This window comes from Arthrobacter sp. NPDC057009, assembly GCF_042673905.1.
Taxonomy (GTDB): domain Bacteria; phylum Actinomycetota; class Actinomycetes; order Actinomycetales; family Micrococcaceae; genus Arthrobacter.
On the sequence record NZ_JBHUSB010000019.1, the window covers coordinates 69,522 to 89,138 of the forward strand.

General features: G+C 68.2%; 16 protein-coding genes. 10 read left to right on the forward strand and 6 right to left on the reverse strand.

What is annotated here, in order from left to right:
* Positions 1-6: 6 nt before the first annotated feature.
* The gene (locus ACFTR6_RS17885; RefSeq protein ID WP_076801016.1) at positions 7-297 is read right to left on the reverse strand and encodes a hypothetical protein; all 291 of its coding nucleotides are present in this window, start codon (positions 295-297) and stop codon (positions 7-9) included.
* Between the two features lie 168 nt (positions 298-465).
* Between ACFTR6_RS17885 and ACFTR6_RS17890 the strand changes: the two genes are divergently transcribed.
* A complete protein-coding gene (locus ACFTR6_RS17890) occupies positions 466-999 on the forward strand; it encodes a hypothetical protein (protein ID WP_076803769.1) in 534 nt (177 codons plus the stop codon).
* A gap of 105 nt (positions 1,000-1,104) precedes the next feature.
* On the opposite strand, the gene ACFTR6_RS17895 is transcribed toward ACFTR6_RS17890, so the two are convergent.
* From ACFTR6_RS17895 to ACFTR6_RS17905, 3 genes are all read right to left on the reverse strand, one after another.
* Positions 1,105-2,247: an AI-2E family transporter gene (locus ACFTR6_RS17895; protein ID WP_377958850.1), complete on the reverse strand. Its 1,143-nt coding sequence runs from the start codon at positions 2,245-2,247 to the stop codon at positions 1,105-1,107.
* 130 nt (positions 2,248-2,377) lie between these two features.
* Positions 2,378-3,058 (reverse strand): FadR/GntR family transcriptional regulator, encoded by a 681-nt coding sequence (locus ACFTR6_RS17900; RefSeq protein ID WP_377958851.1) that lies wholly within the window; start codon positions 3,056-3,058, stop codon positions 2,378-2,380.
* A 6-nt stretch (positions 3,059-3,064) separates the two neighbouring features.
* Positions 3,065-4,375 carry a CynX/NimT family MFS transporter gene (locus ACFTR6_RS17905; RefSeq protein WP_377958852.1) on the reverse strand — a complete coding sequence of 437 codons (1,311 nt, stop codon included), beginning with the start codon at positions 4,373-4,375 and terminating at the stop codon, positions 3,065-3,067.
* 142 nt (positions 4,376-4,517) lie between these two features.
* Between ACFTR6_RS17905 and ACFTR6_RS17910 the strand changes: the two genes are divergently transcribed.
* From ACFTR6_RS17910 to ACFTR6_RS17925, 4 genes are read left to right on the forward strand one after another with little or no spacing between them, the layout of a single operon-like run.
* Positions 4,518-6,125, forward strand: coding sequence for a CHAD domain-containing protein (locus tag ACFTR6_RS17910; protein WP_377958854.1), 1,608 nt, complete (start codon positions 4,518-4,520; stop codon positions 6,123-6,125).
* 11 nt (positions 6,126-6,136) lie between these two features.
* On the forward strand, positions 6,137-8,809 hold the full coding sequence (locus ACFTR6_RS17915) for a PEP/pyruvate-binding domain-containing protein (protein ID WP_377958855.1): 2,673 nt from the start codon (positions 6,137-6,139) through the stop codon (positions 8,807-8,809).
* A gap of 51 nt (positions 8,810-8,860) precedes the next feature.
* Entirely contained in the window at positions 8,861-9,139 is a 279-nt protein-coding gene (locus ACFTR6_RS17920) for a YciI family protein (RefSeq protein ID WP_076801028.1), read from the forward strand.
* Positions 9,140-9,185: 46 nt separating this feature from the next.
* Positions 9,186-9,773 carry an alpha/beta fold hydrolase gene (locus ACFTR6_RS17925; RefSeq protein WP_377958856.1) on the forward strand — a complete coding sequence of 196 codons (588 nt, stop codon included), beginning with the start codon at positions 9,186-9,188 and terminating at the stop codon, positions 9,771-9,773.
* 139 nt (positions 9,774-9,912) lie between these two features.
* On the opposite strand, the gene ACFTR6_RS17930 is transcribed toward ACFTR6_RS17925, so the two are convergent.
* Complete coding sequence (locus ACFTR6_RS17930; protein WP_076801032.1) at positions 9,913-11,349, reverse strand: PucR family transcriptional regulator; 1,437 nt, start codon at positions 11,347-11,349, stop codon at positions 9,913-9,915.
* A 142-nt stretch (positions 11,350-11,491) separates the two neighbouring features.
* On the opposite strand from ACFTR6_RS17930, the gene ACFTR6_RS17935 reads away from it, so the two are divergent.
* The 3 genes from ACFTR6_RS17935 to ACFTR6_RS17945 all read left to right on the forward strand — a co-directional run bounded on the left by ACFTR6_RS17935 (position 11,492) and on the right by ACFTR6_RS17945 (position 15,497).
* Positions 11,492-12,922 carry an aminobutyraldehyde dehydrogenase gene (locus ACFTR6_RS17935; RefSeq protein WP_377958857.1) on the forward strand — a complete coding sequence of 477 codons (1,431 nt, stop codon included), beginning with the start codon at positions 11,492-11,494 and terminating at the stop codon, positions 12,920-12,922.
* 99 nt (positions 12,923-13,021) lie between these two features.
* Positions 13,022-14,377, forward strand: a complete 1,356-nt coding sequence (gene gabT, locus ACFTR6_RS17940) for a 4-aminobutyrate--2-oxoglutarate transaminase (protein WP_377958858.1) — start codon at positions 13,022-13,024, stop codon at positions 14,375-14,377.
* Positions 14,378-14,630: 253 nt separating this feature from the next.
* Positions 14,631-15,497, forward strand: coding sequence for a universal stress protein (locus ACFTR6_RS17945; RefSeq protein ID WP_377958859.1), 867 nt, complete (start codon positions 14,631-14,633; stop codon positions 15,495-15,497).
* A 93-nt stretch (positions 15,498-15,590) separates the two neighbouring features.
* On the opposite strand, the gene rarD is transcribed toward ACFTR6_RS17945, so the two are convergent.
* Complete coding sequence (gene rarD / locus ACFTR6_RS17950; protein WP_377958861.1) at positions 15,591-16,694, reverse strand: EamA family transporter RarD; 1,104 nt, start codon at positions 16,692-16,694, stop codon at positions 15,591-15,593.
* A 115-nt stretch (positions 16,695-16,809) separates the two neighbouring features.
* Between rarD and ACFTR6_RS17955 the strand changes: the two genes are divergently transcribed.
* Positions 16,810-17,808 carry a DNA topoisomerase IB gene (locus ACFTR6_RS17955; RefSeq protein ID WP_377958862.1) on the forward strand — a complete coding sequence of 333 codons (999 nt, stop codon included), beginning with the start codon at positions 16,810-16,812 and terminating at the stop codon, positions 17,806-17,808.
* A gap of 258 nt (positions 17,809-18,066) precedes the next feature.
* Entirely contained in the window at positions 18,067-19,500 is a 1,434-nt protein-coding gene (locus tag ACFTR6_RS17960) for an FAD-dependent oxidoreductase (protein ID WP_076801042.1), read from the forward strand.
* Positions 19,501-19,617 lie beyond the last annotated feature (117 nt).

Sequence of the window (19,617 nt, forward strand, 5' to 3'; positions counted from 1 at the left end):
GCCGTCTTAGCCGTTCATCGGCCCTTCCGCATGCATCCGCTCCGAGCCCTCGCCCACGAGCCTCACCGTGCAGCGCACCACGAGGTCGTCCGGTGCCGTTTCGATGTCCACGAGGGCGTCGCCCGCGCTGAGCACGGTGAACGCCTCCGAACCGGGCTCGACGCCGAAGCCCTTGCTCTGGGCGGTCTGCGTGGCGTTTGCCAGGGCCTCACGCTTCAGCCCGTCCACGTACGCCTGGTCGTCCTCGCGTTCGGAGTCGCCGAATGCCCAGCCGAAGAGTGTTCCTGTTGATCCCATGGCGTTGATTTTACGCACAGAACCGTTGATATTACGGGCTACCGTAACGTTAGTAAGTGTGCTTACCATGTGGGGACCACGTCTTTGGTAGGGCTGGCGGGCACCCGGATACGGGGTCCGCGGAAGCCACTGCTCCGGATTGAATCTCTCGTGATTAGGAAGGACATCATGGCTGGAAATCTTTTTGCGCGGTCAGTACACGACCTCACGGCAGCGGCCTGGTTTGGCGGCTCCCTGATGGGTGCGGTCGGCCTCAATGGGGCCGCCGCGGAGGCGAAGGACCCGGCCGAGCGCACGCGTCTCTCGAGCCGGGGCTGGATGAGATGGGCTCCCGTCCAGGCGGCTGCCTTCGGAACCCACCTGCTGGCGGACCTGTTCATTGCGCTGGAAAACAAGGACAGGATCGCAAGCCAGGAGGGCGTCGCCCGGGACACCGTGCTCAAGACGGCCGTCACGGTGGCGGGAGCTGCGGTCACCCTGTACGCAGGGATGCTGGGGAAGAAGGTGGACAAGCTGGCCGACGAGGGTGCCGAAGGCGCCACCGAGCCCCGTGCCGGCGCGTCGGCCAAGCTGCAGTCGGCGCAGAAGCAGCTGAAGGCGCTGCAGTGGGCCATCCCGGCCTTCGCGGCCTCTGTCATCGTCCTCGGCGCCAAGCACGGCGAGATGCAGCGGCCCAAGAATGTGTTCAAGGGTCTGCGTTGAGGCATTTCGCTTAGGGGATAAACGCACGACGGCGGCCGGGCACTTGGGTGCCCGGCCGCCGTCGTGCGCGTACCACCCTCCGTCTGCTGGGTGACTCAGGTGTGGCTACGTCGGCTGGGTGTCTGCCGGCGGCAGGTCGGGGTTCATGTCCTGGAGGTGGGGGTCCTCGGCGGTCCAGACCTGGATGATCGCCCATGCCACGGCGGCCAGCGGCACGGACAGGACGGCTCCGATGATCCCCGCCAGGATGGTCCCGGCCGTCAGGGCCATGAGGATGACGAGGGCGTGGAGCTGCAGTGACTTGCCCATGACGATCGGCTGCAGCAGGTCACCTTCGAGCTGGTTCACCGCAATGACCACCGCCACCACGATCAGCGCCACTACCGGTCCGTTGGCGACAAGAGCCACCAGCGCGGCGAGGATCCCGGCCACCGTTGCCCCGACAAGGGGAACGAAGGCGCCGATGAACACGATGATGGCCAGCGGAACGGCCAGCGGCACCTGCAGGATCAGCAGCGCGGCGCCGATAGCCACGGTATCCACCAGTGCCACGATGGCCGTGCCGCGGACGTAGCCGCCCAGGACCTCGAGCGTCCGCTTGCCAACGCGCCGCAGCCGGGCTTCCCGTTCGCCGGAGAACGGCCGCAGCAGGAAGTTCCAGATCTTCGCGCCGTCCTTGAGGAAGAAGAACAGGATCACCACCATGAGGGTCGCGCCGGCCAGGAACTCCGTGACCATGGACAGGCCGGTGATGGCACCGGAGCGGACCTGGCTGCTGGTGGCGAACTGGACGGCGCCTTCCCGGGCCTGGTCCAGCTGCTCGCGCTCCAGGGCGAGGGGGCCCGAGAGGAGGAAGTCCTCAAGTTGGTCGAGCCCGTTGGAGGCCTGCTGGACCAGCTCGGTCCACTGGCTGCGGACGGAGAAGTAGATCACGGTGCCGATGCCGGCCAGCAGGATCAGCAGGGCCACGAATGCCACGGCCGTGGCGGCCCCGCCCCGCATTCCCCGGCGCCGCAGCAGATTGACGAACGGGCCGATCGCGGCGGCCAGGATCAGCGCGATCAGCACCGGAATGACCAGCAGCCGGACCTGCAGAAGGCCGTACACGGACACGGCGGCGACGGCGAGTATCAGGAGCACCTGGGCGCACCGGATTCCCACCCTCCCGAGGGCGTCGGACCACAGCTCCCGGGGCGGTTTATGCTCTTTCTTCGGCGGCGCCGTGCTGGGCGTGAGAGGACCGGGCATGACCTCTTGGGGCCGATCCTGCTCGGACGGTCGGGCTGTTCGGGCCATCGGAACTCCTACTCATCAGGTCAATCAGACGACTGGCTTAATTGATAAGCCTACTGATGTTCCCTGTTGAGGAGAAAGCCTGTTACTCCTGCAGCCACTCCGAGCAGGAGTTAAGGTTCCGGTGCACGCTGGCCACGGCCGCGTTGCCGTCATGCGCTTCGATGGCGTCCACTAGTTCCCCGTGGCCCGCGTCCGGCAGGCCGTTGAAGCCCGGGCGCAGGTGCTGCTTCAGCAGGTCGGCGTGGAAGACGTCGCTAAAGCTGACGTACAGCTCGTGCAGCAGGGGATTGCCGGAGGCCTGTGCCAGCCGCTCGTGGAAGCCCCAGTCGGCGCGCGCCCAGCCCGCGTAATCCTCGGCGTGCCAGGCCTTATCACGCTCTGCGAGCAGCGCGCGCATGGCGGCGATGTCGTCGGGTGTGGCATTCCGGGCGGCGAGGCGCGCGGCCTGGGTGTCCAGCCCCACGCGGACCTCGAGGACGTGTTCGTTGGTGTGTTCCTGGTAGAGCCGGCGGGCAGCCCCGGAGATTTCACTGGTGGCGCGGACATAGGTTCCGTCTCCGCGGCGGACCTCGAGCATGCCGCTGTGGGCCAGCGCCTTGACGGCTTCACGGAGCGTCCCGCGGGACACTCCGAGTCCGGACATGAGCTCCGTTTCGGACGGGATGCGCTGCTGCAGCGGCCATTCGCCCGTCTGGATCATTTCGCGGAGTTTGGCAGTGACTTCGTCCGCCAGCGGCGGGCGGTGCGACGTGCTCAGGGTCATGGTGTCCTATTCTTTCATTCCGCCGGCGTTCGCCCCGGAGGCCCCACGGGAGGCTGCACCGGCGGATGCACCCGCGGATGCACCCCGGGGTCCGGAGGCGCTCACTCCGGCAGTGCGGCCGCTGCTCAGCAGGTGTGCCACCACGATCTGCACCACGGCGACGACCAGGAGCAGTGCCAGCGGCAGCATCCAGCTGCCCGTGGCGCTGTGCAGCAGGCCCATGCCGAACGGGCCGACGGTGGCCAGGAGGTAGCCGGTGGACTGCGCCAGCGTGGAAAGTGCCGTTGTCTCGGCGGTGTTCCGGCCACTGCGGCTGATGATCACCATGACCAGGGGGAAGATGCCCAGGCCGAAGCCGAGCAGCACCGCCGGGATGACGGCCAGCGAGACGGGAAGGAACAGGAGCGCGGCAATGCCGGCCGTCATGGTGAGGGTGGCCAGGTAGACGGCGGGACGCAGCATCCGGGGCCGGGAACCGATGGCGATCAGCAGCATGCCGGCCGGAACCGAGACCAGCTGCATGACGCCGAACATGAGGGCGCTGTCCGCCGCGCTGAGGCCCATGGTGGTGAGCATGTAGGGGAACCAGCTGAGCAAGGCATAAGCCAGCAACGCCTGCAGCGTGAAGATGGCGGTAAGCAGCAGGCCGGTCTTGGTGCGCAGCAGCGGCCACGGGGAAACGTGCCCGGCGGATTTCCGGACAGTGTTGCGGTGGGCGTGCAGCGTCACGGGCAGGAAGCCCAGAAAGGCGGAGAGGGCGAGGATCCCGATGGCGCCCAGCCCGGCCGACGGCGACCCGAGCAGTTGCGACAGGGGAACTACCACCACGGCCATGACGGTGGCGCCGCTGGTCATGGTCACCGTGTAGACGGCGGTCATGAGCGAAGTGCGGGCGGCGAAATGCTCCCGGATGAAGGACGGCATGGACACGTTGCAAACAGCCAGTCCGGACATCCCAATCACCGTGCCGGCCACCAGCATGCCGGTGGTGGGAATGCCCCGGACCAGGAGCCCGCCTGCCAGCATGGCAAGGGCGAGCAGGATGGCCTTTTCGACGCCGACCTTCCCGGTCAGCCACGACGTCGCGGCCCCGGCCACGGCGAAGCACAGCGTGGGAATCGAGGGGATGAGTGAGGCGACCAGCGGCCCGTAGCCCAGGACCTGCTGCAGGTCGTGCAGCAGGGCGGAAGCGCCCGTGATCCCGGCCCGCAGGTTCAGTCCGATGAGCACCAGGGCAATGACGCCCGCGACGACGGCGGCCCGGGGCTTTGCCGAAGGGGTTGCCAGGGCCGGGGGTGCTGAAGAGGTGGTCGCCATCCCTTAACGTTAGACGTAAGACGTTTGATGTCTAGAACTTTGTGGGGAAACTCTCGCGGCCCGATTCGGCCGGGGCATAGACTCGGGCCAGCAGGAGCATCGCGCGCAGCAACCCGGCAAGGGGAAAGGACGCCGCCCAGCCATGACAGCCGAAGGCCTGGAAACCGAGAAGAAGTACGACGTCGACGCGGGCACGACGGTGCCCGACCTTGCCGCCATTCCAGGCGTGGGCCGGGCAGGCGAGCCGCGCGAAGCCCAGCTTGAAGCTGTCTACTTCGACACGGAGGACCAGGTTCTCGCGGCCCGCCGCATCACCCTGCGGCGCCGCGCCGGCGGGACCGACGCCGGCTGGCACGTGAAGCTGCCGCCGGGACCCGCAACGGCTGAAGGGCCCGGTCCCCGCCAGGAGATCCACGCCCCCCTGGGCCAGGCCGACGTCGTTCCCGCCAAACTGCTGGCCCACCTGCACGCCTACCTCCGCGGATCGGACCCCGTGCCCGTGGCACGGCTGAACACGCGGCGCATCACGCATGCGCTGTACGGGGACGACGGCGTGCACCTTGCCGACCTTTTGGACGACACTGTGGAGGCAGAGCTTCTCCGGCGGGCGGGCCCGCAGCAGGCAGACCAGAAGCTGCAGTGGCGCGAATGGGAACTCGAGCTGGTTCACGGCAAGCCGGAGCTGTTCACAGCCGCTGCCGAGGTCCTGGCCGCGGCCGGTGCGCGGCCGTCAGCACATGAGTCAAAGCTGCGCCGTGCGCTCGGTGAAAGCCTGCCGGAAACCCGTGCGTCGGACGCCGGAGCAAAGCAGCCCGGCGGCGGAAAACCGGACAAGAAGAGGCCCGCGTCCGCCGTCGTCAGCGAATACCTGGACGGGCAGATCGACGAAATGCTGGCGAACGACGCCCGGGTCCGGCTGGAGGAGCCGGATGCGGTCCATGCGATGCGGTCGGCCGCTCGCCGCATGCGGTCGGCCCTCGGGGTCTACCGGAAGCTCTATGGCGGGGGCGCGGTGGGCAGGCTCCGTGACGAGCTCAAGTGGCTGGGCCGGATCCTCGGTACGCCCCGCGACGCCGAAGTCATGCAGGACCGGCTGCGGACCAGCCTCGGCAAACTTCCGCCGGGGGAGGGGGCCGACGAGGTGAAACAGCGGATCGAGCGCGAACTGGGGACCAGGCTGGACGCGGGCTACCGCAGGACGCTGGAGGTGCTGCTGACCGACCGCTACTTCCGCCTCCTCGACGACCTCGAGGATTTCCGCGACCATCCGCCTGTCCGGCCGTCGGCGGCGCCCGCGCGCAAGGCCGCCCGGAAGCTGGTGGGCAAGTCGGCCAAACGGCTGCGCCGCGCCCATAAATCGGCCCTGCGGGTCAAGAACAGCCCCGGTGAAAGGCCGGACATCGGGCACAGGGACGCCACGGCGCACGAAACCGCCCTGCATCAGGTGCGGAAGGACGCCAAGCGGCTGCGGCATGCGGCCGAGACGATGGACCCGGTCTTTGGCCGGCGCGCCGCCAGGCTGGCCAAGGCGGCGCACAAACAGCAGAAGATCCTTGGCGACCACCACGACGGCGTGGTGGCGCGGATCTTCCTGGGAAAGCTCGCCGGCGGCCCCGACCTGCCGGAACCGGTGGCCGCAGCCTACGGTTCGCTGCTGAAGCGGGAGGAGAAGAGCGCGGCCAAAGCCGAAGCCAAGTACCGCAAGGCGCACCGCAAGTCGCGGAAGCTGATCCGGCGCGGGCTTGCATAGGGGAACGGCCGATGGACAAGCCCGCGGACCGGCATGAACCCAGGCCGGCGGGCCCTGTGATCAGCCTGGCCCACGTGGATACCGCCATGCTGCCTGAAGTGGGTGGCAAGGCTGCCAACCTCGGCGTGCTCCTGGCCGCCGGCTTGCCGGTCCCGCAGGGGTTTTGCGTCACCACCGGGGTGTACCGGCAGGTGGCGGACGCGGCGGGGGTAGATCCGTTCGGGCCGGCGGAGCTGGCACGCAGCAGGCTGGCGTCGGCGTCCATACCCGAGGACACCACCGAAGCCATCCTTGCCGCCTACTCCGGTCTGGGCGAGGACACCCCGGTGGCCGTGCGGTCGTCCGCCACCGCAGAGGACCTCGCGGAAGCCAGTTTTGCCGGCCAGCTGGACACCTGCCTCAACGTCGTCGGGCCGGATGCCCTGCTGGATGCGGTCCGCCGCTGCTGGGCCTCCCTGTGGACGGACCGGGCGGTGGCCTATCGCGCCGATCACGGGATGGATCAGCGCGAGGTGGGCATCGCCGTCGTCGTTCAGGAAATGGTGGATGCCGACGTCGCCGGCGTGCTCTTCACGGCCAACCCGCTGACCGGCCGGCGCAAGGAAACCGTGATCGACGCAGCGCCCGGACTCGGTGAAGCGCTGGTCAGCGGGGCCGTGAACCCGGATCAGTTCACGGTCGACACCGCCACCGGGCGGATCCTCCGGCGGAGCCTGGGCGACAGACTCGTCGAAAGCCGGCCCGCCCCGGGCGGCGGGACGCGGCTGGTGCCCCGGCGGGATCTGTCGCAGCCGTACGACGGGGGGCGGCAGGCGTGTCTGACGGACGGGCAGGTGCGCGCGCTGGCCAGGCTGGGAACCCGGGCCGAGGAGCTGTACGGCCAGCCCCAGGACCTGGAGTGGGCGATCGCGCCGGACGGCGGGATCCGGGTGGTGCAGTCCCGTCCGATCACGACGCTGTTTCCCCTCCCGGAGCTTTCCAACGATGACGGCGGGGTCCGGGCTTACCTGTGCGCGAGCCTGCTGCAGGGGCTGACCCGGCCGCTGACACCGATGGGGCAGGCATCCTTCAGCCTGATGAGCGACAGCAGCCGGTCAGCAGGCAGGGGAACGTCCCCCTACCGGTCCGCCCAGATCGGGATGCGCATGTACGTTGATGTCACCCCCCTGCTGCGCAGCAAGGGCGGAAGGCGCGGCCTGCTGAGAGCCATGAAAGTAGCCGATGCCAGATCCGTTGACGTGCTGGCCTACCTGGCCGCAGACCCACGCTTCGCCGTCAGCAGGGCATCCAGCCTGACGTCGCTGAAAGCGGAATTCCGGGCCCCGCACCGCCTGGGCCTGATCGGTCAGATCCTGCGCGCGATGGCCAAGCCCGATGCCGCACTGGAGCGGGTCCAAGCATCGGACCGTGACATGGACCGGACGCTGGTCCTGCCGGAGCCGGCCTCAGGCGCCATGAGGCTGGACTTCGTGGAACGGGGCCTCACCAAAGACATCATCCCCGGCGTGATGCGGGTACTGCCGCCGGCCGCCGCCGGGTACATCTGGCTGGGCCTGGCCCGGCTGCTGCTGGGAAGGCTTGCCAAGGCTGGCGACCTGCAGGCCGTGCTGCGCGGCCTGCCGCACAACGTGACCACGGAAATGGACCTGGAGCTCTGGCGTGTAACCACCGCTGTCCGGGAGGACCCGGAGTCCGTGCGCGCACTGACTGGGGAGGACCCGCAGGTGCTCGCGGGCCGCTACTTCGACGGGACGCTGCCGGCCGTCTGCCAGGGCGCACTGCACGGTTTCCTCGACAAGTACGGGCACCGTTCGGTGGCCGAAATTGACCTCGGCGTTCCCCGTTGGGGCGAGGATCCCGCCCACATCATCAACGTCCTGGCCAATTACCTGAAGCTCGCGGACCCGGACCTCGCCCCGGACCGGGTCTTCCGGTTGGCTGCGGAAAAGGCCGAAGCCAAGGCCGCCGAACTGGCAGCACGCGCTGCCCGCGCCAGGGGCAGGCTTTTCGGCAGAGCCGTTGCCCACAGCCTGCGGCGTGCACGAGAAACCGCCGGAATGCGCGAGCACCCCAAGTTCCGCCTGATCATGGCCTTCGCCGTCCTCCGCCACCAGCTCCAAAAGGTGGGCGAGGACCTCGCAGCCGCGGGCCGTATCCCGGTGCCGGACGACGTCTTCTTCCTGGACCTCGCCGAAGCGCGCGCCGGCCTCCGTGGCGGCGACCTGCACGGCCTCGTCGAAGAGCGCCGCCGGAACTACCAACGCGAGATGCGGCGCCGGCACATTCCCCGCCTGCTGCTTTCCGACGGTACCGACGTCGAGGCGGCCATGGCCGGGCAGGCCCGGGCGCCGTCGTCGGGTCAGACGGGAGCCCTGGCCGGGGCACCGGCCTCGGCCGGTACCGTGACAGGCAAAGCCAGAGTCATCCTGGACCCGGCCGGCGCGCACCTGGAGCCGGGTGAAATCCTCGTGGCGCCGTCCACGGACCCGGGATGGACGCCGCTGTTCATGACCGCTGGAGCGCTGGTCATGGAAATGGGCGGACCTATCTCCCACGGTGCCGTAGTGGCCCGCGAATACGGGATTCCCGCCGTCGTCGGTGTTCCCGACGCAACCCTGCGGATCAGTACCGGGGACACCGTCACTGTAGACGGAGCCGCGGGGACGGTGATCGTGGAATCCTGACCCCATCAAATCCCTCCCGCGACGCCGGGAGCGGCCGGTAGGATCGCGTCCATGGAATCCGTGGTGATCTACAGCCTTCGTGAGGGCGTTGACCGCTCCCGCGTGCTGGAAACGTTCCCCCGCCACAAGGCCTACTACGAGGAGTTCCGTGCCGCCGGCGGCGGGCTTGTTGCTCTCGGCCCCTTCCAAACTCCGGATCCTGCCGGCGCATCCATGGGGATCTTCACGTCCCGCGAGGAGGCCGAACGCTTCATCGCCGGTGACCCCTTCGCCACCGAAGGGCTCGCAGAGCCGCGCATCCTCGACTGGGACGTCGTGCGGTTTGAGTAGGCGCCGCGGTCCGGCCGGACGCAGCGGCACCAGGCATGGAGGACGCGTGAGCACTTTCGTTCTTGTCCCGGGCGCCGGGGGAGCCGGCTGGTACTGGCACCGGCTGGTTCCGGAACTGGAGCGGTTGGGACACCAGGCCCTTCCGGTCGATATCCGCGAGGACGACCCCCGGCTGGGACTGCCGGACTACGCCGATGCCGTCGTAGCGGCTATCGGTGCCCACCGCGACGTGATCCTCGTGGGCCAATCCCTGGGCGCGTTTACGGTGCCGGTCGTCGCGGGACGGGTGCCGGTGGAGCTTATCGTCCTGCTCAACCCGATGATCCCGCTACCGGGTGAGACGCCGGGCCAGTGGTGGGAGGCCACCGGCCAGCCCGAGGCACGGGAGCTCAACGACCGGCTCAACGGACGCACTGGCGAATTCGATGAGCAGGTGCACTTCCTGCACGACGTTCCCCCGGAAGTAGCCGCCGCGGGCGCCAGCGAGCAGCGCGCTCCATCTGACACCCCCTTCGGCCAGCCCTGCGAGATCGGCCGCTGGCCGGACGTGCCCACTAAGGTCCTCATCGGCCGCGATGACCGCTTTTTCCCGGTGGACTTTCAACGGCGCGTAGCCCAGGTCCGGCTTGCCTGACGATAGACGAAATGCCGGGCGGACACCTGGTTGCCCTGAGCAATCCGGTTGAACTCGCACTCCGGCTGGACGGCTTCGCCCGCGGACGCCTGTAACCGTTGCGCGCGGCCTCAGCGCACGGAGGACTCAGCGCGCGGCCTCAGCCGGCGTGACGTGCGCCGAGCCGGGCGACGGCCAGGGCCAGCCACAGCTGCACGCGGTCCGCGGTGACCGAGGGATCGTACCCGGTGAGTTCGGTGATCTGCGCCAGCCGGTAGCGGACCGTGTTCCTGTGTAGGGTGAGGGCTTCGGCGACGGCGGCAACGGAGCCGTTGTTGTTCAGGTAGCTCTCCAGAGTGGCCATCAGCTCGGCGCCGTGGGCGGCATCGAAGCTGCGCAGCGGGTCCAGCGATTCATTGGCCATGTCCGCCAGCGGCACGTCCTCGCTGGCCAGGAGCAGGGACGTCAGGCTGAGCCGCTCCGGCTCGTTCACCGGCAGCCCATGGCTGGCCGCATCGCGTGCCTCGAAGTAGCTCCAGCGCAGGCCGTTCGGCTTGGTGTAGGCACCCCCGATGCCGATGGTCGCGTGGATGCCGGCCTCGGCGAGGTGGTCGCTGAGGCTCTTGGCCAGCACCGTGGCGCCGCGTCCGTCGTCGGCCACCACGGTCACCAGGTCCTTTCCGACGACGGCACTCACCGCGTTCTCAAGCGCCTGCGGCAGCGAGGAGCTGACCAGCTGCTTGTGGTGCGCCTCGGATCCGGCCAGGATCACCACGTTCTTGCGGGTGCTGTTGATGCCCGTCCCGGCAAGGCGGCGGTGGGCCTCGCTGGGGTCCAGGGTCCCGTGGATGACGTCCTCAAGCACCTGGCCGGAGAGCGCCCGCTCCGCCTGGCGCTGCTTGACCATGTTGTTGAGCTCCACGCTGATGAGGTTCTGCGCGTAGCCGATGATGCCGGAGTCCTCGAACGGCTGCTTCACCCACAGCGTGCAGGCATCGCGGCGGCCGGTGGGGATCGGGTAGGTGGTCCAGGAATCAGCGGACGGCGGCTCATTGCTGCTGTTGTACAGCTGCGCGGTGAACTGGGTGAGGGCGATATCGGTGCGAAGCATGCCGCCCAGGTGGCGGAGGAGCTCGGCGAGGCCACCGCCGGTAAGCAGCGCGCGGGCCAGGATCTGGTGCCCGGCAATCAGCCGCTCCAGCTTCGAGTAGTGGTCTGCGGACTGGGCATCTGCCACGAGCTTGCTGATGGCGATGAACGGCGTGCCGTAGGGCACTTCGACCACGGGCAGTCCCCAGCGGTTCGCCTCGGCGATCAATGCCGGCGGGACGGCGTCATGCGAGAGGCCCACGCCGAAGCCGATCCCCACGGCGCCGGCGCGTTGGACCTGGCGGACAAAGCGGCGCTGTTCGGGCGCACTCTTCATGCGCAGCCCGGTGGTCAGCACCAGTTCGCCGCCGTTGAGGAAGCGCTGCGGGTCCTCCAGTTCGGTCACCGCAACCCAGCGGATGTCCTGGTGCGAGGTGGTCTCCGCGAGGCTGGATTTCTTGAGTCCCAGAGACTGCACGGCCAGCAGCGCCGCGAGGGAAATTGCCATGGATCAAGGGTAGCCGGAGGCTAGCCGATCGCACTAAAGCAGACGTTCAAGGGTGTGCAGGTGGCTATTCCCCGGGGTGTTGGCCTGGAATAGGCTCGAGTCAGCCGCATCACACCATCCAGGACGAAAGAGGTTGTACACCGTGGTTCAAACCTTGCAGAACTTCATCAACGGAGAGTTCGTCACGCCTGCGGGCGCGGCCCTGATCGACATCGTGAACCCCGTGACCGGGGACGTCGTGGCCAAGTCCCCGGTATCAGTGCAGTCCGACGTGGACGCCGCCATGGCCGCTGCCAAGGACGCCTTCAAGTCCTGGAAGCACGTGACCCCCGGGCAGCGGCAGCTCATGCTGCTCAAGCTCGCGGATGCCATCGAGGCCAACAGCGACGAACTCGTCGATGCCCAGCACCGGAACACCGGACAGGTCCGTTCCCTGATCGCGTCCGAGGAAGTCGCCGCCGGTGCCGACCAACTGCGTTTCTTCGCCGGAGCCGCACGCATCCTCGAAGGCAAGTCCGCCGGCGAGTACTTCGAGGGCCACACGTCCTTCGTCCGCCGCGAGCCGATCGGCGTTGTGGCGCAGGTGGCGCCGTGGAACTACCCGTTCCTGATGGCCATCTGGAAGATCGGCCCCGCGCTCGCCGCCGGCAACACCGTGGTCCTGAAGCCGTCCGACACCACACCGGAATCCACCTTGGTCCTGGCGCGCCTGGCCGCGGACATCCTGCCGGCCGGCGTCCTGAACGTCATCCTCGGCACCGGCGAAACCGGCGCGCTGATGGTGGAGCACAAGGTCCCGGGCCTCGTCTCCATCACCGGGTCCGTCCGCGCCGGCATCGCGGTCGCCTCGGGCGCCGCGAAGGGCCTCAAGCGGGCGCACCTGGAACTGGGCGGCAAGGCCCCGGCCATCGTCTTCAAGGACGCCGACATCAAGAAGAGCGCCGCGGCCATCGCCGAGTTCGCCTTCTTCAACGCCGGCCAGGACTGCACGGCCATCACCCGCGTCCTGGCCGAGGACTCGGTGCATGACGACCTAGTGGCAGCCATGGTGGAACACACCAAGACCCTGCACACCGGTTCGCAGAACGACGAGGACAACTACTTCGGCCCGCTGAACAACGCCAACCACTTCAAGGCTGTCAGCGCCGTTGTCGACTCACTGCCGGCGCACTGCCGGATCGAAACGGGCGGCCACCGCGCAGGGGAGAAGGGGTACTTCTTCGAGCCCACGATCATCACCGGCGCCAAGCAGACCGACGACATCGTGCAGAAGGAAACCTTCGGTCCGGTCATCACCGTGCAGAAGTTCAGCACGGAACAGGAAGCAGTCGACCTGGCCAACGACGTCGACTACGCCCTGGCGTCCAGCGTCTGGACCAGCGACCACGGCACGGCCATGCGCCTCAGCCGCGATCTCGACTTCGGCGCGGTCTGGATCAACACGCACATCCTCCTCACCGCCGAAATGCCGCACGGCGGCTTCAAGCAGTCCGGCTACGGCAAGGACCTGTCCATGTACGGCGTCGAGGACTACACGCGCATCAAGCACGTGATGTCCGCACTCGATGCCTGACCATCCCCACCGGCACCCTGACCTCGCTCCGCTCGGCCAGGGAACCCTGCCGGCGTGGGCCCAGCCACCGGCGCCCCATTCAGTAAAGAAAGAAACCCCATGACCACCACTGCCAACGAAATCACCTACCGCCTCGAGCAGAAGCGCCGCGTCCAGGCCGACTTCCCGGGCCCCAAGTCCGTCGCCCTGACCGAACGCCGCAAGGCAGTGGTCGCCGCCGGCGTCGCCTCCAGCGTTCCGGTCTACGTCGCAGACGCCGACGGCGGCATCATCCATGATGTCGACGGCAACTCCTTCATCGACCTCGGCTCGGGCATCGCGGTGACCAGCGTGGGCGCGTCCGACCCCGCCGTCGTCGGTGCCGTGAAGGAGGCCGTGGAGCACTTCACCCACACCTGCTTCATGGTCACCCCCTACGAGGGCTACGTCGCCGTCGCCGAGCAGCTGAACAGGCTCACCCCCGGTACCCACGAGAAGCGCACCGTCCTCTTCAACTCCGGCGCCGAAGCCGTGGAAAATGCCATCAAGGTGGCCCGCCTGGCCACCGGCCGGGACGCCGTCGTCGCCTTTGACCACGCCTACCACGGCCGCACCAACCTGACCATGGCGCTGACCGCAAAGGCCATGCCGTACAAGACCAACTTCGGCCCGTTCGCGCCCGAGGTCTACCGCATGCCGATGAGCTACCCGTTCCGCGAGGAAAACCCGGAGATCACCGGTGCCGAGGCCGCCAAGCGTGCCATCACCGCGATCGAGAAGCAGATCGGCGGCGACCAGGTGGCTGCCATCATCATCGAGCCGATCCAGGGTGAGGGCGGCTTCATCGTCCCGGCCGAGGGCTTCCTGCCGGCGCTGTCCGCGTGGGCCAAGGAAAAGGGCATCGTGTTCATCGCCGACGAGGTCCAGTCCGGCTTCTGCCGCACCGGTGAATGGTTCGCCGTGGACCACGAGGGCATCGTGCCGGACATCATCACCATGGCCAAGGGCATCGCCGGCGGCATGCCGCTGTCCGCGATCACCGGCCGTGCGGACCTGCTCGACGCCGTCCACCCGGGCGGCCTCGGCGGCACGTACGGCGGCAACCCGGTGGCATGCGCCGCGGCATTGGCCTCCATCGGTTCCATGCAGGAGTACGACCTCAACGCCCGCGCCAAGCACATCGAGGAGCTCTCCTTCGGCAAGCTGCGCGAGCTCGCCGGTGAAGTTTCTGTCATTGGCGACATCCGCGGCCGCGGCGCCATGCTCGCCATCGAGCTGGTCCAGGCCGGTACGAAGGAGCCGAACCCGGAGCTGACCAAAGCCGTTGCCGCCGCCTGCCTCAAGGAAGGCGTCATCATCCTGACCTGCGGAACCTACGGCAACGTCATCCGCCTGCTGCCGCCGCTGGTGATCAGCGACGAGCTGCTGCTGGACGGACTGCAGGTGCTCGCCGCGGCCATCAAGGCCAACGCATAGCTCCAGCGCTTACCAGGCGCGAACGTACACTTGTGGCCCCAATCGGGTGCAAAACAAGGGCCACAACTGTACGTTCGCACTGAACGCACGGGATTGACGACGGCGGGTCGGGTACCAAAAGGTGCCCGGCCCGCCGTCGTTGTTCCCGCCGTCGACCGCGGTAGAGTCATCCTCACCACTGCACTTTCCGCCGCAGGCCGGGGCGCCGCCGGGATCCGGGCGCCGGGCTGCCATACCCAAAGAGGGGTTTCGCATGCGATACGTTGTCGGCTACACACCCACCGAACGGGGCGCGGACGCCGTCGCGCTGGCCACGTCGCTGGCCCTGGCCCAGGGCGCCGAACTGGACCTGGTCTACGTGGTGAAGCCGGGCGCGCCGTATGTTGCCCTCAACCCGGAGGGCAGCCGGGTCAGCGCCGCGGAGCAGGAGGTGCTGACGGCCGAACGGGCGGGCCTGGCCCTGGTTCCGGAGGGCCTGCCGGCGAAATTCCATGTGCGCGAGGCCGATTCCTTTGCGGCAGGGCTCATCGAGGCTGCGGTCGAGTACGACGCCGGGCTCATTGCTGTGGGCGCCGCCAGCGAGGGGCTGTTCAAGCGGTACACGGTGGGCAGCGTCGCCAATGCGCTGCTGCACGCGGCGCCGGTTCCGGTGGCCCTCGCGCCGCGCGGCTACCAGCGGACGGCACCCGTTACCCGCCTCACCCTGGCGGTCGGGCAGAGGGCCGGTGCCGAGGCTGCCATCGAAACCGCCATCAGGGCAGCAAAGAGGCGGGGCGTGCCGCTGCGGCTGGTATCGCTGGTGGTACTCGACACCGCCGGTGACGCCGGCGAGGCCATCAACGCCGCGCACATCCACGCGAACACCGTGCTGACCGCAGCGTCGGGGAAGGTGCCGGCCGGGCATGAGGTCGGCGTGGCTGTGGCCCACGGCCGCACCATCGAGGAAGCCATCGACGGGCTCGAATGGGACGACGGGGAGATCCTCATCGTGGGCTCCTCGCGTCTGGCCGAGAAGAACCGCATGTTCCTGGGCAGCACGGCCAACAAGGTGCTGCGGGCCCTGCCGGTTCCCATGGTGGTTGTGCCGCGCGACTACGACCGCGCCGACTCCGCCCCCTGAGCCTCCCCAGGCTTGAGCGCGAACGTACAGTTGTGGCCCCAAATTCGCGGAGAATTGGGGCCACAACTGTACGTTCGCGCTTCCTGAAGGGGCTTAAGTGTCCGCTCGCGCTTCCCGGCGGGCGAGCCGCTTGGCTGCAGCGCTCTTCCGCGTGGCGGCCAGCATGTCGACGGTGAGCACCAGCAGGGCGAGCCACACCACGCCGAAGCCGATCCAGCGCTCCAGCGTCATGGCCTCGCCAAACACCACCAGGGCCACGATGAACTGCAGCACCGGTGCGAAGTACTGCAGCAGTCCGATGGTGGTCATCGGCAGCCGGCGGGCAGAGGCGCCGAAGAACACCAGCGGCACCGCCGTGATGACACCGGATGCCAGAAGCAGCCAGAAATGCACAGGCCCGTGGGTGGTCAGCGTCGCAGTCCCGCTTGCCGCGAGGAAAATCATCGTGGCAGCTGCCAGGGGAGTGAGGACGATCGACTCCACGGTGAGGCTCGTGATGGCATCGGCACGCGGCCCCACCCGCTTTTTCACGAAGCCGTAGAGGCCGAAGCTGACGGCCAGGGTCAGGGCGATCCAGGGCAGCTTCCCGTAGGACACGGTCAGCACCCCCACGGCAATGAAACCGATTCCGACGGCGGCCCACTGCAGCGGCCTGAGCGTCTCCTTGAGCACGAACACGCCGAGGAGGACGGAGACCAGGGGGTTGATGAAGTAGCCCAGTGAGGTCTCCACCGCCTGTCCTGTGGTGACGCCGTAGGTATACGTCAGCCAGTTCACCGCGATGAGGCCGGCGGCGAGCGCCAGGGTCCCGAGCACGGAACGGTTCCGCAGGGCGGCGCCCAATACGCGCCATGCCCGGGTCACCGTGATCAGGAGGGCGCAGAAGATCAGGGACCACACCACCCGGTTGGCCACGATCTCCACGGCACCTGCCGGCTGCAGGACGAAGAAGTACAGCGGGAGCAGCCCCCACAGCCCGTACGCCCCAATGCCGAACAGGATTCCCGCCGTCGTCTCCTTGTCCACCGCCTTCGGTGCGCCCGGGGAATCGGGTGTCCCGGACGAACCGGGTGCGCCGGACGAACCGGCCGTTCCGGGCTGGCCGGGGCGGCTTATCCCGGAGGGCGCGGCGCCGGGTGTTCGGGCGGTTGAAACAGGAGAGGAGACGGATCCGTCGGGGTTAGGCACAAGACCCATAACACCACGCTCAGGAGCAGTATTCCGCCTGCGATCGACCGAGGGGTGCCTGCAAAAGCAAATTAGTCAGTAGGCTTGCCATTATGAGTACGGTTCAGCGCGGGCGGGAGGTCCCATGAGGCTCCGCCACAGCAACGCTTCGGGCCGCGGATACCGGCGGGTCCGGGCCGGCACGGGGTTCAGTTACCGGGACCTGGACGGCTCCACGCTGCCGCCCGGACCGGTCCGGGACAGGCTGGAAAGCATCGGCATTCCGCCGGCGTGGACAGACGTGTGGATAGCGCCCTTCGAGAACGGGCACATCCAGGCCACGGGGCTGGATGCCGTGGGCCGCCGGCAGTACATCTACCATCCGGAATGGCGCGAACGGAAAGACCGCCTGAAATTTGACCGCGCCCTCCAGCTCGCCGAGTCGCTGCCCACCGCCCGGCGGCTGGCCACCATGGACCTGAGGTCCGACGGCGTCACCCGCCAGCGCGTTTTGGCCGCGGCGTTTAGGATGCTGGACAGCGGCTCGCTGCGGGTGGGGTCGGAACGGTACACGAACGAAAACGGCAGCCATGGGCTGGCCACCCTGCTGTGCGCCCACGTCCGCGTCCGCAAGGGTTCCCTGTACCTGAGCTTCCCGGCAAAAAGCGGCAAAACCTGGGAGTCCCAGATTGTGGACCCGGATCTCGCACCGCTGGCGCAGGCCCTCAAGCGGCGCGGGCCCAACGCCCGGTTGCTGGCCTATAAGGACGGCCGCACCTGGCACCCTGTGACCAGCGCCGACATCAACTCCTACGTGAAGGACCGCACGGGCGACGACTTCACGGCGAAGGACTTCCGGACCCTGCGGGGCACCGCAGCGGCCGCCGTCAGCCTGGCCCGCAGTGGGCCGCAGAAAACCGAGGTGAAGCGGAAGCGGGCCATCAGCGTGGCCATGATGGAGGCGGCAGCTGTGCTGGGGAACACGCCGTCGATCGCCCGCAAGAGCTACGTGGACCCCCGGCTGCTGGACCACTTCGCGGCCGGGGAGACCATCGATCCCAAGCGGCTGGATTCTGCGGAATCGGAACTGCGCGCGCTGCTGTACCGCGAGGGCAACGTGGTGGCCCTGCGCAAAAGCGGCTGAGCGCCGTGCCGGCTGCGCCTGCGCAGCCGGGAGCGCCGTGCCGCCGCGGGCGGCGCCGGCGCCGCTGGCGGGTCGTGCCGGCGCAACCGGTGCCGGCGCCGGGCGAGCCGGTCCCGCCGTCGTAATAATGCGGTACCCGCCGCGTGCCGTCACGGCCCGCCGTGCGCCGTCACGGGTGGGGCACCCGGCCGGGCGGACAATTAGAATTGAAAACTGCGCGCCGGTGGGGCGCGGTCTCCCGTTCCGGAAGGGCTTACGGTGTCCAACACAGCTGAATCCACGGCCAAGCGCCCGCTCCGCGTCGCGATCGTCGGCGCAGGACCTGCAGGCGTCTACGCCGCGGACATCCTGACCAAGTCCAACGAGGTCAAGGACGGCGACTTCGAGGTCAGCATCGACCTCTTCGAGGCCTACCCGGCACCCTACGGCCTGATCCGCTACGGTGTGGCGCCCGACCACCCGCGCATCAAGGGCATCGTCAACGCCCTGCACAAGGTCCTGGACCGCGGGGACATCAGGTTCCTGGGCAATGTCACGTACGGCCGGGACCTCACGCTGCACGACTTCCGCGCCTTCTACGACGCCGTCATCTTCTCCACCGGTGCCATCAAGGACGCAAGCCTGGACATCCCCGGCATCGACCTTGAGGGCTCCTTCGGCGCGGCGGACTTCGTGTCCTGGTACGACGGGCACCCGGACGTTTCCCGCGAGTGGCCGCTGGATGCCAAGGAGATCGCGGTGATCGGCAACGGCAACGTGGCCCTGGACGTGGCGCGGATGCTGGTGAAGCATGCCGACGAGCTTCTCGTCACCGAGATCCCGGACAACGTGTACCAGGGCCTGAAGAACTCGCCGGTCACCGACGTCCACGTCTTCGGACGCCGTGGTCCCGCCCAGGTGAAGTTCACGCCGCTGGAGCTGCGCGAGCTCAGCCACGCCCGCGACGTCGACATCGTGCTGTATCCGGAAGACTTCGAATTCGACGAGGCCTCCGACGACGCGATCCGGAGCAACAACCAGACCAAAACCATGGTGAACACCATGACCAACTGGCTCGTCGAGGAGCACGCCGAGTCTGAGCAGCCGTCCTCCCGCCGGCTGCACCTGCACTTCCTGCACAGCCCGGTCGAGATCTACGATGACGGCGGGTCCGGCAAGGTTGCCGGCATCAAGTTCGAGCGCATGCAGCTTGACGGCACCGGGAACGTCAAGGGCACGGGAGAGTTCATCGACTACCCGGTGCAGGCCGTCTACCGCGCCATCGGCTATCACGGCTCCGCGCTGGACGAACTGGAATACGATGCCAAGCGCGGCGTCATCCCCAACGAGGGCGGCCGCGTCCTCGACGCCGACGGGAACCCCGTCCCGGGCATCTACACCACGGGCTGGATCAAGCGCGGTCCGGTCGGCCTGATCGGGCACACGAAGGGCGACGCCCTGGAAACCATCGGCTTCCTCCTGGAGGACCGGCTCACCCTGCCGCCGGCGCAGAACCCGGACCCGCAGGCGATCATCGACCTCCTCGAGGAACGCGGCATCGAATACACCACGTGGGAAGGCTGGAACAAGCTGAACGCCCACGAGGAAGCCTTGGGCGCATCCTGGTCGGAAACCGCAGCTTCGGATGGCGTGGTGCGCGAACGCATCAAGGTGGTGCCGCGCGAGGAGATGATCCAGATCTCCCGCGCCTGACTCTCCTTTCGCGTGACGCCTTGGACTAGCGGTCCAGCGTCGCTGTCGCGCCGTGGTGGGAGAAAGTATGCGGTTGCCTCGCCCCTGGCTCTGGCCGGGGATGAGGTTTCGGGCAGA